This window comes from Mycobacterium sp. H4Y, assembly GCF_000364405.1.
Lineage (GTDB): Bacteria > Actinomycetota > Actinomycetes > Mycobacteriales > Mycobacteriaceae > Mycobacterium > Mycobacterium intracellulare.
Genome location: NZ_AKIG01000001.1, coordinates 2527254 through 2545501 on the forward strand (window position 1 = coordinate 2527254; position 18248 = coordinate 2545501).

Here is an 18248-nt window from a genome sequence, read left to right on the forward strand (position 1 = left end):
AAGGCTAGTAGACGCGAACCCCGGTAGTCCAGGGTTATCCAAACTTAATGTCCTGTGAATTACCCAAAACCGTAGACTGCACCTGCTAATCCGGTACTTCAGATACCTGAGGTACTGATCGTAGATAGTGTAGCTACATACAGTATTGATTGGATCAGGGGGTTTGACGGTTTCGCCGATGCCTTTTCGCGGCGGTGACCGTTATTGCCGCGTGATAGGCGGCCGGCCCCGGTCAGGCGTCACTCAATCACAAACGAGAATTGCGCATGCAGCAGCGCGGCGCGGCCCCTAGGGACCACGCCGCGCTGACGTTCCGCGATCGGTTAGAGCAGGCCGAGCAGTTGCAGGTCGGTGACGTACTTGACGATCACCGGCGCGCTGACGTGCGGGATGTCGTTGTCCGGACCGACTTTCGCTTCCTGCACGGCGGCGCGGAACCGGTCGGTCGGCGCGAACGCGCCGCGGGCCGGCTCGGCGGGCTGCAGGTTCTTCGGATCGCGCAGCAGCAACAGGAGCATCTGCAGGACCGAGTTCTGGCGCTGCCGTTCCGGCAGGCCGCGCAGGCCGGTCTCGAAGCGCTGCAGCCACTCCCCGAAGTCGCCGACGCGCTCGATCGGGTAGCCGGCCTCGATCAGCCAGTCGACGTATTCGTCGAGCCCGATGCCGTCGTCGTGCGGGTTCATCACGTGATAGGTCTCGAACCCCTCCATCACCTGGGCGCCCAGCTTGGCGATCGCCTCGGCGACGAACTCGACGGGCAGGCCGTCGAAGTGCGCGCTCTGCCGGTTGCCCTCGGCGTCGAGCTGATAGAACGACTTGGGCGCGCAGCCGGTGGCCACGACGCTCAGGATCATCCGGGTGAAGATGTCCGCCACGTTGAGCTGGCCCGCGTAGCTGGTGTCGGCCAGGATCATGTCGGAGCGGAACACCGAGACCGGCAGGCCGCACAGGTCGTGGGCCTCGCGCAGCAGCACCTCGCCCGCCCACTTGCTGTTGCCGTAGCCGTTGGCGTAGCTGCCGTCGACGACGCGGGTGGCGCTGATGACCCGGATGTCGGCGTCCTCGGTGAACGCCGACGGCTCGATCTGGCGCCCCACGTCCGACGTCGACACGTAGGCGTACGGCTTCATCTTCGTGGTGAGCGCCAAGCGGATCAGCTCGGCGGTGCCGCCGACGTTGGGCGTGAACAGCTCGTTGTAGGGCAGCACCCCGTTGACGACGGCCGCGGAGTCCACGATGAGGTCGACGGTGTCGGCCAGCTGCCGCCAGGTCTGGTCGTCCAGGCCCAGGTTGGCCTGGCCCTTGTCGCCGGCGACCACCTGCAGGTGATCTTCGGCCAGTTCCCGGAAGTGCCGCAGCAGCTCGGGGTCGCCGCTGTCGAAGGTCTTCTCCAGCCGGCGCCAGGCGTCCTCGTCGGAGCGGGCCCGCACCAGGCAGATCAGCTTGCCCTCGACCTGTTCCAGCTGCTCGAGCCATTCCAGCACCAGGTAGCGACCCAGGAATCCGGTCGCGCCGGTCAGCAGGACCGTCCGGACCTCGGAGCTGGGAGCGCGCAGCGACGGCACGGCCGCCAGCGTCGTCGCGTCGATGAACTTGTCCAGCGTGAGGTCGCGGGCGTACACCTCGGTGGCGTCGGCGCCGTGCACCGCCGCGAAGCCGGGCCCCGCGGCGTTCTCGGTGTCGGCGCCGCTGGCGATCCGCTGACTCAGAGCCCGGATGGACTGCGAGTCGAACAGGGTGCGCACCGACAAAGCGCCGTCCAGGGCGGTGTTGATCTCGGCGATCACCCGCATCGCCGACAGCGAGTCGCCGCCGAGCTCGAAGAAGGAGTCGTCGACCGAGACCCGCTCCATCCCGAGGACCCGGGCGAAGATGCCGGCGATGGTCTCCTCGGTCGGGTTGGACGGGGCGACGTATTCGCCGCCGCGCTTCTGGTACTCCGGCGCGGGCAGGGCGCGCTTGTCGAGCTTGCCGTTGACCGTCAGCGGCAGCGCGTCGAGCACCACCACCGCGGCCGGCACCATGTAGGCCGGCAGCCGGTCGGCCAGCTGGATGCGGATGCCGACCGGGTCGGCGGTGCCGGTGATGTAACCGACCAGCCGCTTGTCGCCGGGACGGTCCTCGCGGGCGATCACCGCCGCCTGCTCGACCCCGTCCAGCCCGGCCAGCGCCGCCTGCACTTCGCCGAGTTCGATGCGGTAGCCGCGGATCTTGACCTGCTCGTCGGCGCGGCCGAGGTACTCGAGCTGACCGTCGTGGCTCCACCGGACCAGGTCGCCGGTGCGGTACATCCGCGCGCCCGGGCCGCCGAACGGGCAGGCGACGAACCGCGACGCCGTCAGACCGGACCGTCGCGAATATCCCGTCGCCACACCGTGGCCGGCGATGTACAGCTCGCCCACGACACCCTCGGGCGCCGGGCGCAGCCACCGGTCGAGCACGAACAACGCGGCCCGCGGCACCGGTGAACCGATCGGCGCCGACGCTGCCCCGGCCTGCAGCGGCGCGCTCATCGCCGCGTAGACGGTGGCCTCGGTCGGGCCGTAGGCGTTGATCATCACGCGCCCCGGCGCCCACCGGTCGACGACCTCGACCGGGCAGGCCTCGCCGGCCACCACCAGCGCCGTCGAGTCCAGGCCCTCCGGCGAGAGCATGCCCACCGCCGACGGGGTCTGGCTCAGCACGGTGACGCCTTCGGAGACCAGCAGCGCGTGCAGCTCATCCGGGGAGGCCGCGTCCGATTCGGGCACCACGACCAGGCGGCCACCGTGCAGCAGCGCGCCCCAGATCTCGTGCACCGACACGTCGAAGACCAGGGAGTGCCACTGCGCCCAAACCCCCGCCTCCGGCAGGTCGGCGTGCAGGGACTCCACCAGCTGGGTGACGTTGTCGTGGGTGACGGCCACGCCCTTGGGGACGCCGGTGGTGCCCGACGTGTAGATGAGGTAGGCGATGTTGTCCGACGACGGCATCGGCAGCGGGTCGCTGGGCTGGGCGTCCAGCGCCGGGTCGTCGACGTCGATGACCGTCGGGCGGCAGCCCTCCAGCCGCGACCGCAGGCCCGTCGTGGTGACCACGGCGACCGGCTCGGCGTCGCCGAGCAGGAACTCGATCCGGGCGGTCGGCAGCGCCGGGTCGATCGGCAGATACGCCGCGCCCGTCTTGAGGACGGCGAGGATCGAGACGATCGCGTCGGCCGAGCGGGAGAACAGCAGCGCGACCCGCTCGCCCGGGCCCGCGCCCTCCTCGATCAGCAAGTGCGCCAACCGGTTTGCGGCCTCGTCGAGTTCCCGATAGGTCATCGAGCGTCCGTCGAAACTGAGCGCCGCCGCGTCGGGGGTGCGGGCCACCTGCGCGGCGAACAACCCCGGGATCGACGTGCCGGTCGCCGGCTGGCTCAGCACCGACCGGTTGCCCCAGGAGTCGAGCAGCTCGTGCTCGGCCTCGTCGACGACGTCGAGCGCCATCAGCCGTCGGGTGGGGTCGACGGTCATCTCGGAGAGCACGCGCTGGAACCGCTCGGTCATCTTCTCGATGCCGGCCGCGTCGAACACGTCGGTGTCGTATTCGACGCGCAGGCCCAGTTCGCGGCCCGGGAGCGCCATCACCGACAGCGGGTAGTGGTTGTACTCGCGGTTGGTGACATCGGTGATGGCCAACTCGTGGAAGCCCAACGGGACGCTGGTGTCGATCGGGTAGTTCTCGTACAGGAACAGGGTGTCGAACAGGGCGTCGTGGCCGGTCACGCGGTGGATCTCGCTCAGCGCCAGGTGCTCGTGCTCGAGGGTGTCGTTGTGGTGCTGCTGCAGCTGGTCCAGCACATCGGCGACGGTGGTCTCCGCGTCGATGTTGGCGCGCACCGGGACGGTGTTGATCAGCAGGCCCACCATCGATTCGGCGCCGGCGAGGTCGGCAGGCCGACCGGAGACGGCGGTGCCGAACGCCACGTCGTGGTGGCCGGTGAGCCGCATCAGCAGCTGCGCCCACCCGGCCTGCAACACGGTGTTGACGGTGGTGTGGCACGAGCGGGCCAGCTCGCCCAGGGCGCGCGTGGTTTCCGCGGACAGGCGGTAGGACTCCACGGCCCGCCGGCCGAGCCGCATCCGACCCGCAGGGCCCACCAGGGTGGGGGCCTCGAACCCGTCGAGCACCTCACGCCACGCCGCCTGCGCGGCGGCGCGGTCCTGGCCGGCCAGCCACGTCAGGTAGCTGCGGTAGGTCGCGGGCGCGGGCAGCTGGTCGCCGTAGTAGTTGGCCAGGATCTCGCGCAGCAGGATAGGCAGCGACCAGCCGTCCATCACGATGTGGTGGTTGGTCAGCACGAACCGGTACCGGTTGTCCGCGGTGCGGATCAGCGCGGCCCGGAACGCCGGCCGGTTGGCCAGGTCGCTCACCGCGGCGCGCTCGGCGGCGCACAGCTCCTCGACCCGTTGTTCGGGGTCGAGGTCTTCGGGCCCGAGCTGGATGTAGCGCCACGCCATGACCGGGTCGGCCGGGATCACCTGGACGGGCTCGCCGAACTGCGGGCAGAACCGGGCCGCCAGGTTGGGGTGGCGGTTCACCACGGTGTGCACCGCCTCGTGCAGCCGGTGCGAGTCCAGGGCGCCGGTCACGGTGATGCCCAGCTGCACCGCGTAGACGTCGTCGCCCGGGTCTTGGGCGAAGCTGGCGTGGAAGAGCAGGCCCTGCTGCAGCGGGGTCAGCGGCAGGATGTCGGCGACCTGGTGCTGCTTGCTCAGCTCGTCGATCTGCCGCTGGTTCAGGCGGGCCGGCGCGATGTCGGACGGGGTCAGCCCGCCGCCGCCGGCTTGCACGTGCGCGCAGATGCCGGCCAGGGCCTCGAACCACAGCCGGCTGAGCCGGCTGATCTGCTCGCGGTCCATCGCCGAGGCCGCCCACGTCCAGTTGGCGTGCAGGTGCGGGCCCTCTTCGGTGTCCATGGTGCCGGCGTTGAGGTCGACGGTGTGCATGAGCGGCATCGCCACCGCGGCGGCCGCGCCGCTCAGCGACAGGCTGTCGGGGCTCAACCGCCACAACTCGCCGGGCAGGTCGGCGGCCGCGCCGAGCCGGCCCAGGTAGTTGAAGCCGATCACCGGGTCGGACCCACCCAGATCGACGTCGGGGTTCAGGTAGCGCAGCAGGCCGTAGGTCAGCCCGTCGGGCAGGGCGCGCAGCTGCTCCTTGGTGGCCTTGACGGCCGCGCCCAGCGCGTCGTCACCGCCCACCACGCTGGCCCAGTCCAGCCCCTCGATGGCCAGGGCCACCGGGTACTTGGTGGTGAACCACCCCACGGTGCGCGACAGGTCGACGTGCGGTCCCAGCTCTTCCTGGCGCCCGTGGCCCTCGACGTCGATGCCGATCGGCGCGCCAGCAGCCTTGGAACCCAAAAATTCCGTCCAGGCCATCCCGAACGCGATCAACAGGATGTCTTGCACCCCGGCGTGGAACGCCGCGGGCACCTCGCCCAGCAGCAGGCGGGTGGTCTCCACGTCCAGCGAGACCGACAGCTGCTCGGCCGTCTGGTAGGTGTCCTCCTCGGGACGCACCGCCGGCAGCGGGGCCAGGGTGGACACCACCTCGCGCCAGGCGTCGGCCTGCTCGACGACCGCCGGGCTCTGCGCGTGCTCGGCCAGCAGCGACGACCACCGGGCGAACGAGGTCCCGCCGACCGGCAGGGCCACCGGCTGGCCGCTGTGGTGCTGGGCCCAGGCGATGTTGAGGTCCTCGATCAGGGTCCGCCACGACACACCGTCGACGGCCACGTGGTGGATGATCAACGCCAATTGGCTTGTCTCGCTTGCCCATACGGCGCTCACCATCGCGCCGGCGCCCGGGTTCAGCCGCGACCGCGCCTCGACGAGCGTGGCGTCGGTCAGGGTGTCGACGGTCTGCAGGCAGTCGCCGGCCTGCACCGTGCCCGGGTCGGGCGCGTGCAACTTCCAGCCGCCCTCGCCGTCGTCTTCGACGCGCAGTCGCAGCATCGGGTGGCGGTCCAGCAACGCCTGCAGCACGACGACGACCTCGTCGGCGGTGACGCCCGCGGGTGCCGCCAGCACCATGGTCTGGTTGAAGTCGTCGATCGGGCCGTCAACGGTCTGCAGCCAGCGCATGATCGGGGTGGCCACGACCGGGCCGATCCCCTCGTCGACCACGTCCTCCTCGTCGTCGCGGTCGGTGGCCACGCGGGCCAGCCGGGCCACGGTCTGCTCGACGAACACGTCGCGGGGGCGGCACACCACGCCGGCGGCGCGGGCGCGGGCCACCACCTGCATGGACAGGATGCTGTCGCCGCCCAGGTCGAAGAAGGAGTCGTCGACGCCGACGCGTTCCACGCCCAGCACCTGGGCGTAGATGCCGGCCAGGATCTCCTCGGTGTGGTTGGACGGCGCGCGGTACTCACCGGCGCGCTTGTGGTACTCCGGCGCGGGCAGGGCGCGCTTGTCGAGCTTGCCGTTGACCGTCAGCGGCAGCGCCTCGAGCACCACCACGGCGGCGGGGACCATGTAGGCGGGCAACCGCTTGCCGAGCTGGGTGCGCAGCTCCGCCGGGTCGGCGGTGCCCGTGATGTAGCCGACGAGGCGCTTGTCGCCGGGGCGGTCCTCGCGGGCGATGACCGCGGCCTGGTCCACGCCGTCGAGCGCGGCGAGGGCCGACTGGATCTCGCCGAGTTCGATGCGGTAGCCGCGGATCTTGACCTGCTCGTCGGCGCGGCCCAGGTATTGCAGCTGACCGTCGGTGCCCCACCGCACCAGGTCGCCGGTGCGGTACATCCTCGCGCCCGGGCCGCCGAAGGGGCAGGCCACGAACCGCGACGCCGTCAGGCCGGCCCGTCGCGCGTACCCGGTGGCCACGCCGCGGCCGGCCACGTACAGCTCACCGACCACGCCCTCGGGCGCGGGCCGCAACCACTTGTCCAAGACAAACAGCGCCGCGCCGGGCACCGGCGAGCCGATCGGCGGCGCGCCCGAGTCCCCCGTCAGCGGCGCGCTCATCGCGGCGTAGACGGTGGCCTCGGTCGGGCCGTAGGCGTTGATCATCACGCGTCCGGGCGCCCACCGGTCGACGACCTCGGCGGGGCAGGCCTCGCCGGCCACCACCAGCGCCGTGGACTCCAGGCCCTCGGGCGAGAGCATCCCCACCGCGGACGGGGTCTGGCTGAGCACGTTGACCTTCTCGGCGACCAGCAGGTCGTGCAGGTCGTCGGGCGAGCCCGCGACCGATTCGGGGACCACGACCAGGCGCCCGCCGTGCAGCAGCGCGCCCCAGATCTCCCACACGGAGACGTCGAACACCAGGGAGTGCCACTGCGACCACACCTGGCCCGCGCCGGACGGCAGCTTGGCGTGCAGGGTCTTCAGGAATTCGGTCACGTTGCGGTGGGTGACCGCGACACCCTTGGGGACGCCGGTGGTCCCCGAGGTGTAGATCATGTAGGCGATGTCGTCGGGCGCCGGTCCGGGCAGCGCGCTGCTGGGCTGGCTGTCGGCCGCGGCCTCGTCGACGTCGATGACGGGCAGGTCGAAGCCGTCCAGCCGGGTGCGCAGGCTGGCGGTGGTGACCGCGGCGATCGGGGTGGCGTCGCCGAGCATGAACTCCATGCGGGCGGCGGGCAGCGCGGGGTCGATCGGCAGGTAGGCCGCGCCGGTCTTCAAGACCGCGAGGATCGAGATGATGGCCTCGGCCGAGCGGGAGAACAGCAGCGCGACGCATTCGCCCGGGGCGGCGCCCTGCTCGGCCAGTAGGTGCGCCAGCCGGTTGGCGGCCTCGTCGAGCTCCAGGTACGTCATCGAGCGGCCCTCGAAACTGAGCGCGGTCGCCTGCGGCGCGCGCGCCACCTGGGTCGCGAACATTTCGGGAATGGACGTCGGGACTTTGACCGGCTTGGTCAATATCGCCCGGTTGCCCCACTCGTCGAGTCGGTCGTGCTCGCCGCCATCCAGTAGATCGATCGATAACAATCGCCGTCCCGCACCGACGGTCATGACTGCTCCTCCAAGTCCACGGTCATGGCTTCCAGCACCCGCTTAAAACGCTCGACCAGCTTCTCGATCCTCGCCTCGCCGAACACGTCGGTATCGAACTCGACGCGAAGGCCAATTTCCTGGCCCGGCACGGCTTGCACCGAAAGCGGGTAATGGTTGTATTCCCGATTCGTGAATCCCCTAATAGTTAACTCGTCCACGGCCGATAGCGCGGCGGTATCGAGGGGATAGTTCTCATACACGAACATTGTGTCGAAAATTTGGTCGTGCCCCGTTACACGATGAATTTCGTTCAGCGCCAGGTGCTGGTGGTCCAGGGTCCTGGTGTAGGCCTGTTGTAGCTGGTCAAGCAGGTCGGCGATGGTGGTTTCGGCGCCAATGGTCGCCCGCACCGGCACGGTGTTGATCAGCAGGCCCACCATGGACTCCGAACCGGCCAAATCGGTCGGCCGGCCCGAAACCGCTGTGCCGAACACCACATCGTGCTGGCCGGTCAGCCACATCAGCAGCTGCGCCCAGGCCGCCTGCAGCACGGTGCTGACGGTGGTGCGGCACGAGCGGGCCAATTCGCCGAGCAGGCGGCTGGTCTCCGCGGACACGTGGAATTCGGCGACGCCGCGCGGGCCCAGCCCCATCCGGCCCGACGGGCCCACCAGCGTGGGGGTGTCGAATCCGGCGAGCACCTCGCGCCACGCCGCCTGCGCGGCGGCGCGGTCCTGCTCGGAGAGCCAGGTGATGAAGCTGCGGTAGGGCACCGGCGCGGGCAGCCGCACCCCGAAGTAGCTGGCGAAGATCTCCTGCAGCAGGACGGGCTTGGACCAGCCGTCGAGCACGATGTGGTGGTTGGTGAGCACGAACCGGTAGGTGTCGTCCCCGGTGCGGATCAGCGTGCCCCGGAACGGCGGCTTGCCCGCCAGGTCGCAGACGGCCACGCGTTCGGCGGCCGACAGCTCCTCGATCTGGTGGTCTTGGTCGCCGCCGGCGTCCAGCTCGACGTACTGCCAGGCCAGTTCCGGATCGGCGGACAAGACCTGCACCGGCTCGCCGAAGTCCTCGCTGAAGTGGGCCACCACGTTGGGGTGGCGGGTGACGACGGTCTGCACGGCGTCGCGCAGCCGCTCCGGGTCGATGGCGCCGCTCACCGAGATGTCGAGCTGCACGGCGTAGAGGTCCTCGGAGCCTTGGGCGCCCTGCGCGGTGCCGGTGTGGAACAGCAGCCCCTGCTGCAGCGGGGTCAGCGGCAGCACGTCGGCGACGCGGTACTGCCCCTGCAGTTCGTCGAGGTCCCGCTGGGTCAGCCGCGCGGGCCCGACGTCGGACGGGGTCAACCCGCCGCCGCCGTCGCGGACGTGCGCGCAGATCCCGGCCAGCGCGTCGAACCACAACTCGCTGAGCTTGCCGATCTGCTTTTCGTCCAGCGCCGAGCGCGCCCACGTCCAGTTGGCCTGCAGGTGGGGGCCGTCCGCCGTGTCCATGGTGCCGGCGTTGAGCTCCACCGTGTGCGGCAGCGGCAGGGCCACCGCCCCGGCCGCACCGGCCAACGCGAAGCTGTCCTCGCTGAGCTGCCACAGGTCGGGCGACAGGTCGGCGGCCCCGCCGCCGAGCCGGCCCAGATAGTTGAAGCTGATGGCGGGATCCGAATCACCAAGGTCCACATCGGAATTCAGGTACCGCAGCAACCCATAGGTGAGGCCGTCGGGCAGGCCGCGCAGCTGTTCCTTGGCGTCCTTGATCACCGGGCCCAGCGCCGCGTCGCCGCCGACCACCTGACCCCACGACAGGCCGCCGACGCGCAGCGACACCGGGTACTTGGCGGTGAACCACCCGACCGTGCGCGACAGGTCCACCTGCGGGCCCAGCTCCTCGCTGCGCCCGTGGCCCTCCACGTCGATGGCGATCGGCGCTCCGGTGCCCATGAACTGCGTCCACGCCAACCCGAACGCGATCAGCAAAATGTCTTGCACCCCAGCGTGAAACGCCGCGGGCACCTCCCCCAGCAACAGGCGGGTCGTCTCGACGTCCAGCGACGCCGACAGCTGCCCGGCCGTCGCGTAGGTGTCCTCGGGCCGCGCGGCCGGCAACACCGCCGGGATCGCCGCCACCTGCCGCCACTCCTCGGCCCGCTCGACCACCTCGGGGCGGCGCGCGTGCTCGTCCAGCAGCGACGACCACCGGGCGAACGAGGTCCCGCCGGCCGGCAGGGCTACCGGCTGGCCGCTGTGGTGCTGCGCCCAGGCGATGTTGAGGTCCTCGATCAGGGTCCGCCACGACACACCGTCGACGGCCAGGTGATGGATGACCAACGCCAATTGGCTTGTCGCGCTTGCCCATACCGCGCTCACCAGGAGGCCGTCGGCCAGGTTCAGCCGCGACCGGGCGTCGACCAGGGCCGCCTCGGACAACTCATCGACGGTCTCCAGGACGTCGCCGGCCTGCACCGAGCCCGGCTCGGGCACGTCGAACGACCAGCCGCCCACGCCGTCGTCCTCGACGCGGACCCGCAGCATCGCGTGCCGGTCCAGCAACGCCTGCAGCACCACCGGCACGTCGTCGGCGGTGACGTCGGCGGGGACCGCCAGCACCATCGTCTGGTTGAACTGCTCGACGGGGCCGTCCATGTTCTGCAGCCAGCGCATGATCGGGGTGGCCACCACCGGCCCGATGCCCTCGTCGACGACGTCGTCCTCGGGGCTGGCGATCGTGGCGACCCGCGCCAGGCGCGCGACCGTCTGTTCGGTGAAGACGTCCCGCGGGCGGCACACCACGCCGGCGGCGCGGGCGCGGGCCACCACCTGCATGGACAGGATGCTGTCGCCGCCCAGGTCGAAGAACGAGTCGTCCACGCCGACCCGTTCGACGCCCAGCACCTGGGCGTAGATGCCGGCCAGGATCTCCTCGATGGCGCTCGCCGGCGCCCGGTAGCGGTCGACGTCTTGATATTCCGGGGCGGGCAGGGCGCGGGTGTCGAGCTTGCCGTTGACCGTCAGCGGCAGCGCGTCGAGCACCACCACCGCCGAGGGCACCATGTAGGACGGGAGCCGCTCGGTGAGTTGCGCGCGGGCCTCGGCGGGGTCGGCGGTGCCCGTCACGTAGCCGACGAGGCGCTTGTCGCCGGGGCGGTCCTCGCGGGCGATGACCGCGGCGTGCTCGACGCCGTCCAGCGAGGCGAGGGCGGCCTGGATTTCGCCGAGTTCGATGCGGTAGCCGCGGATCTTGACCTGTTCGTCGGCGCGGCCCATGTACTGCAGCTGCCCGTCGGCGCTCCACCGAACGAGGTCGCCCGTGCGATACATCCGCGCGCCGGGGGCCCCATACGGGCAGGCCACGAACCGAGCGGCCGACAGCCCCGGACGGCCCACATAGCCCGTGGCCAATCCCCCACCGGCGACGTACAACTCGCCCACCACCCCGACCGGCACCGGGCGCAGCCACCCGTCGAGCACGAAGAAGGCGAGGTTGCCCAGCGGCACCCCGATCGGGCTGACGTTGTTGTCGACGTCGCCGCGGAGGATCTCGCGGAACGACGCGTGCACCGTGGTCTCGGTGATGCCGTACATGTTGATCATGCGCGGCAGGCCGGGGTGGTGATGCAGCCACGTCGACAGCCGGTGTGGCTCCAACGCCTCCCCGCCGAACACGACCGTCTGCAACTTCAGCTGCTCACCCAGCTCCGGGGCCAACGCGTCGGCACTCTGCAACGCATAGAACGCCGACGGGGTCTGACTCAGCACGCTGACCTGCTCGCGAACCAGCAAGGCGTGCAAGTCTTCTGCCGAGCGCACCACCGCGTCGGGCACCATCACCAGGCGCCCGCCGTACAGCAGTGACCCGAAGACCTCCCACACCGAGAAGTCAAACGCCAGCGAATGACATTGCGTCCACACCTGGCCCAACCCCAGCTGAGCATCCAGTGTCTCCAGCAGCAACGTGACGTTGCGGTGCGGGATCGCCACGCCCTTGGGCGTTCCCGTCGTGCCCGAGGTGTAGATGATGTAGGCGATGTTGTCCGGCGCCGGCGCGGGCAGGCCGGTCGTGGGCTGGTCGGCCACCGCGGCGTCGTCGATGTCGATGATCTGTCCGGCGTACCCGCCCAGCTGCGGGCGCACCTCGGCGGTGGTCACCGCCGCGATCGGGGCGGAATCGCCGAGCACGAACTCGAGGCGCGCCGCGGGCACGCTCGGGTCGATCGGCACGTAGGCGGCCCCGGTCTTGAGGACGGCGAAGATCGCGATCACCGCTTCGGCCGACCGCGGGATCACCACGGCCACCCGCTGCCCCGGGCCCGCGCCCTGCCCAACCAGCAAGTGCGCCAACCGGTTTGCCGACTCCTCGACCTCGCGGTAGGTGAACGACCGCTCGCCGCAGGTGATCGCGACGGCGTCGGCGGCGCGGGCGACCTGCGCAGCGAACAACGCCGGGATCGACTCCTGCCCGGTGGGCCGCTGGGCCAGCACGGCGCGGTTGCCCCACTCGTCCAGCCGTTCGTGTTCGGCGGGGTCGAGCAGATCGATCGATGAAAGCCGTTGCGCGGGATCGGCGGTCATGGCCGCCATCACCTGGCGCAGCCGCTCGATCAGCGTTTCGATGGCGGCCGCGTCGAAGACCTCGGTGTCGTACTCGACGCGCAGGCTCAGTTCGTGGCCCGGCGTGGCCACGACCGACAGCGGGTAGTGGTTGAATTCGCGGCTGCTGAATTCGGTGACGGCCAGCTCTTGGGCGCCCATCATCGCGCCGGCGTCGATCGGGTAGTTCTCGTAGAGGAACAGGGTGTCGAACAGCTGGTCGTGCCCGGTGACGCGGTGAATCTCGCCCAGCGCCAAGTGTTCATGCTCGAGGGTCTCGGCGTGGGCGCGTTGCAGCTGCTCGAGCAAGTCGACGACGGTGGTCGCGGCGGCGATGTTGGCCCGAACCGGCACGGTGTTGATCAGCAGCCCGACCATGGCGTCGGCGCCGGCCAGCTCGGTGGGCCGGCCCGAGACCGCGGTGCCGAAGGCGACGTCGTGCTGGCCGGTCAGCCACGTCAGCAGCTGCGCCCAGGCGCCCTGCAGCACGGTGCTGATGGTGGTGCGGCTGGAGCGGGCCAGCTCGCCGAGCGCCCGCGTCGTGTCGGCCGAAACCGCATAGGTGGCAACGGCGCGCCGCCCGATCTTGCCGGGCGGGGCCACCAGGGTGGGGGCCTCGAACCCGTCGAGCGCCTCACGCCAGGCCGCTTGGGCGGCGGCGTGGTCCTGGGCGGCCAGCCACATCAGGTAGCTGCGGTACGACGGCGGCGCGGGCAGCCGCTGTCCGTAGTAGCCGGCGAAGACCTCCCGCAGCAGGACCGGCAGCGACCAGCCGTCGATCACGATGTGGTGGATGGTGAACAGCAGCCGATGCCGGTCGTCGGCGATGCGGATCAGCGCGGTCCGGAAGGCGGGTTGGCCCGCCAGGTCGCACACGGCGGTGCGTTCGTCGGCGGCCAACTGCTCGAGCTGTTGGTCCACTGGGTCCGAGCCGCCGTCCAATTCGACGTAGCGCCAAGCCATTACCGGCTCGGCGGGGATGATCTGCACCGGCTCGCCGAATTCATCGAAGAAGCGCGCCACCAGGTTGGGGTGGCGGTTGACGGCGGTCTGCACGGCCTCGCGCAGCCGGTGCTGATCCAGGCTGCCGCTCACGGTGATGCCCAGCTGCACCGCGTAGAGGTCTTCGAGCTCGGCCGCAAAGCTGGTGTGGAACAACAAACCCTGCTGCACGGGGCTCAGCGGCAGCACGTCGGCGATCTGGTGCTGCCGGCACAGCTCGTCGATCTGCTGCTGGTCCAGGCGGGCCGGCGCGATGTCCGACGGGGTCAGCCCCCCGCCGCCGGCGCGCACGTGCGCGCAGATGCCGGCCAGGGCCTCAAACCACAACTGGCTCAACCGGTTTACTTGTTCGTCGGTCAGCGCCGAGGTCGCCCACCGCCAGTTGGCGTGCAGCAGCGGGCCGTCCTCGGTGTCCATGGTGCCGGCGTTGAGTTCCACGGTGTGCGCCAACGGCATCGCCACCGCCGTCGCGACCGCGGCCGACGACAGGCTGTCCTCGCTGACGCGCCACAAGTCCTCGGAGAGGTCGGCCCCCGCGGCCAGCCGGCCCAGGTAGTTGAATCCGATCACGGGGTCCGGCCCCTGCAGGCCGACCTCGCTGTTCAGGTAGCGCAACAGCCCATAGGTGAGGCCGTCGGGCAGGGCGCGCAGTTGTTCCTTGGCGTCCTTGATCACCGCGCCCAGCGCGGCGTCCCCCGCGGTCACCTTGGACCAGTTCAGCCCGCCGCGAATCGACAGCGCCGCAGGGTATTTGGTGGTGAACCAGCCGACCGTGCGGGACAGATCGATGCGGGAGGCGATCTCTTCGTTGCGTCCGTGGCCCTCGATGTCGATGCCGATCGGCGTCGCGGTCCCCACGGACCCCAGGAACTCGGTGAACGCCAACCCGAACGCGATCAACAGGATGTCCTGCACGCCGGCGTGAAACGCCGCAGGCACCTCCCCCAGCAACAGGCGGGTCGTCTCGACGTCCAGCGACGCCGACAACTGTCCGGCGTTCGCGTAGGTGTCCTCCGGCCCGGCGGCCGGCAGCGCCGGCGGGGTGGCGACCACCTCCTGCCACGCGCCGGCCTGTTCGAGGACGGCCGGGTCCTTCGCGTGCTCGGCCAGCAGCGACGACCACCGGGCGAACGAGGTGCCGGGCGCCTGCAACGCCACCGGTTGGGCGTTGTGGTGCTGGACCCAGGCGATGTTGAGGTCCTCGATCAGGGTCCGCCACGACACACCGTCGACCGCCAGGTGGTGGATGATCAACGCCAATTGGCTTGTCGCACTTGCCCATACCGCGCTCACCATGACCCCGTCGGCCACGTTGAGCCGGGAACGGGCCTCGACCAGGTCCGCGTCGGAGAGCGCCTCGACCGTGCGCAGGCAGTCGCCGGCCTGCACCGAGCCGGCCTCGGGCGCCTCGAGCGACCAGCCCCCGGCGCCGTCGTCCTGCACGCGCAGCCGCAGCATGGGATGGCGATCCAGCACGGCCTGCAGCACCACCGCCACGTCGTCGGCGCTCACACCCGCGGGCGCCGCCAGCACCATGGCCTGGTTGAACTCGTCGATCGGACCGTCGATGGTCTGCAGCCACCGCATGATCGGGGTCGCCACCACGGGACCGACCCCCTCGTCGGCCGCCCCGAGGTCGCCGTCGACCGCCACCTCGGACACCCGCGCCAGCCGGGCCACCGTCTGCTCGACGAAGACATCCCGGGGTCGGCAGATCACGCCGGCCGCCCGTGCCCGGGACACCACCTGCATCGACAGGATGCTGTCGCCGCCCAGGTCGAAGAAGGAGTCGTCCACGCCGACGCGCTCGACGCCCAGCACCTGGGCGTAGATGTCGGCCAGGATCTCCTCGATCGCGTCGGCCGGGGCCCGGTATTCGCTCGCGGTGTATTCCGGCGAGGGCAGGGCGCGCTTGTCGAGCTTGCCGTTGCCGGTCAGCGGCAGGGTGTCGAGCACCATCACCGCGGTCGGCACCATGTACGGCGGAAGCTTTTCGGCCAGTTGGGCGCGCAGTGCCGCGGGGTCGGCGGTGCCGGTGATGTAGCCGACGAGGCGCTTGTCGCCCGGGCGGTCCTCGCGGGCGATCACCGCGGCCTGGTCCACCCCGTCGAGGCCGGCCAGCACCGCCTGGATTTCGCCGAGTTCGATGCGGTAGCCGCGGATCTTGACCTGCTCGTCGGCGCGGCCCAGGTATTGCAGCTGCCCGTCGGGACCCCAGCACACCAGGTCCCCGGTGCGGTACATGCGTGCCCCGGGGCCGCCGAAGGGGTTGGCCACGAAACGCGACGCGGTCAGCCCGGGCCGGCGCACGTAGCCGTGCCCGACGCCGCGACCCGCCAGGTACAACTCGCCGACCACACCGGCGGGCACCGGCTGCAGCCACTTGTCGAGGACGAACATCGCCGCCCCGGGTATCGGGGAGCCGATCGGCACCACCGGCGAGCCCGGCGTCAGCGGCGTGCTGATCGACGCGCAGACCGTGGTCTCGGTCGGACCGTAGGCATCGATCATCACCCGGCCGGGCGCCGCCCACCGGTCGACGACGTCGGTCGGGCAGGCCTCGCCGGCCACCACCAGCGCCGTGGACTCCAGGCCCTCGGCGGGGAGCATCGCGACCGCCGACGGCGTCTGCGTCAGCACGCTGACTTTCTCCGCGACCAGCAGGTCGTGGAAGTCCTGCGGGGAGGATGCCACCGATTCCGGCACCACCAGCAGCCGTCTGCCACGCAGCAGCGCGCCGAAGATCTCCCACACCGAGAAGTCGAAGGACGAGGAATGGCTTTGCGTCCAGACGTTTCCGGGCGGCAGCGCGGCGTCGAGCGACTCGGTCAGCCACGTGACGTTCAGATGCGGGATGGCGACGCCTTTGGGGGTCCCGGTCGTTCCGGACGTATAGATGATGTAGGCGACGTTCTCGGGCGCCGGGTTCGGCAGCGCGGTGTCGGGTTGGCTGTCGACGGCGGGGTCGTGCACGTCGACGACGAAAACGTCATGACCCTCCAGCCGCGGGCGCAGTTCCGCCGTAGTGATCACCGCGCTGGGTGCGGCGTCGGCGAGCACGAAGTCCATCCGCGACGACGCGTGCGCGGGGTCGATCGGCACGTAGGCCGCGCCTGTCTTGAGCACCGCCAGCATCGAGACAATGGCGTCCGCGCAGCGGGGGAACAGCACCGCCACGCAGTCACCCGGGCCCACGTCGTGGCCGGCGAGCAGGTGCCCCAAGCGGTTCGACGCCTCGTCGAGCTCCGCGTAGGTGAGCGTCTGGTCGCCGAAGGTCACGGCCGGCGCCTCGGGTGTGCGCTGCACGTGCTCGGCGAACGCGGCGGGAATCGACACCGGGGCCGGCGCGGGCTCGGCCAGCGCCGGCCGGTTGCTCCACTGGTCGATGAGCGCGGGCTCGTCGGGGGTCAGCAGCTCGATCGACGACAGCGGCCGCTCGGGGTCGGCGGTCATGGCCGCCAGGATCTGCTGCAGCCGTCCCGCCAGGTCGGCGACGCCGAAGCCGGCGAACGGCTGACCCGGGCCCGCGGTGCTGAGGAAGAGCTGGTCACCGGCGCCGAGGAAGAACAACCCGAAGTGCCCGACCGGCCCGTGGTTGGTGTACGACGCCGTCGCCGGCGAGCCGGCCAGGTCCAGGGTCAGCCGGGATGGGATGAAGTTGATCCCGACGCGGTTCGGCGCCTGCCGCAGCCCGTCGCCCTCGAGGGTGTGCACCGGGAAGCGCTGATGCTTCAGCAGTTCGCGGATCCGCGTGTCCACGTGCTTGCAGAAGTCGGCGACCGTCGTCTGCGGTTCCGTCGACAGGACCAGCGGCACGACACCGGCCAGCATCGCGGGAAGCGTCTTCGACTCCGGAGTCACCCGCCGGCTGACCGGGAAGTCCAGCGCCACCTCCGACCCGCTGCCCGACCATCCGCGCACCAACAGGGCGCACGCGGCGGTGGTGACCGAAAACCGGCGGATCGCCAGCTTTTTGGACAGCTCCTTGATCCGGTTGGCGACCGAGGGGTCCAACTGGACCGAGGCGGACGGCGAGTAGTGGTCTTGCTCGGTGCCCGCGTCGGGCAGCCGGTCGACCGGCCCACTCTCCGGGGGGAGGTGCTCGCTCCAATAGGCCTTGTCTTCGAGGTAGTCCTCGGAAGCCTCGTACTCGGACTCGAGGTCGACCAGGTCCTGCGCCGAACCGAAGTAGGCGTCGGGAATTGGCTTTCCCGCCACCATCGCGGAATAAATGGTTGCGACGCGGCGGCAGACCAAGGCCATGCCCAAACCGTCGATCGCAATGTGGTGGCAGCAACCAAACAAATAGAATTCCTCGTGCCCAGTTTGAAAGAGCACGAATTTGAACATCTGGCCGTTCAACGGCATCGGCGTGCGCTGGATGGCGGACGACATCTCGCGGGCTTCCTGCACCGGATCCGCCGCGCCCGTCAGGTCGTGGAACTCGAGGTCGACGTGGGGGTAGTCGATCGGCTTCTGGACCACCTGGCCGTCGACCTCGAAGAACGAGACCCGGCCCGATTCGGCCTCGCCGACCGCTTGGGTGAGTGCCTGCTGAAACTTGTCGCGATGGACCGGGCCGTCGATTTTGACCAGGAGGCCGAGCTGCCATTGGGTGCCGGCGAAGCCGGCTTCCTGGGATAGCCAGATGTCGAGCTGACCCCGTGTCAGTGGCAGCGCTCGATCATCCCTCGCCATCGAC

General features: G+C 70.4%; 2 protein-coding genes. Both read right to left on the bottom strand.

Annotated features, from left to right (window positions below; genetic code table 11):
• Window positions 1-323: 323 nt before the first annotated feature.
• Window positions 324-7982, bottom strand: coding sequence for a non-ribosomal peptide synthetase (locus W7U_RS10945; protein ID WP_008257875.1), 7659 nt, complete (start codon window positions 7980-7982; stop codon window positions 324-326).
• Complete coding sequence (locus W7U_RS10950; protein ID WP_008257876.1) at window positions 7979-18244, bottom strand: non-ribosomal peptide synthetase; 10266 nt, start codon at window positions 18242-18244, stop codon at window positions 7979-7981. Before W7U_RS10950 ends, W7U_RS10945 begins: the two co-directional genes overlap by 4 nt.
• Window positions 18245-18248 lie beyond the last annotated feature (4 nt).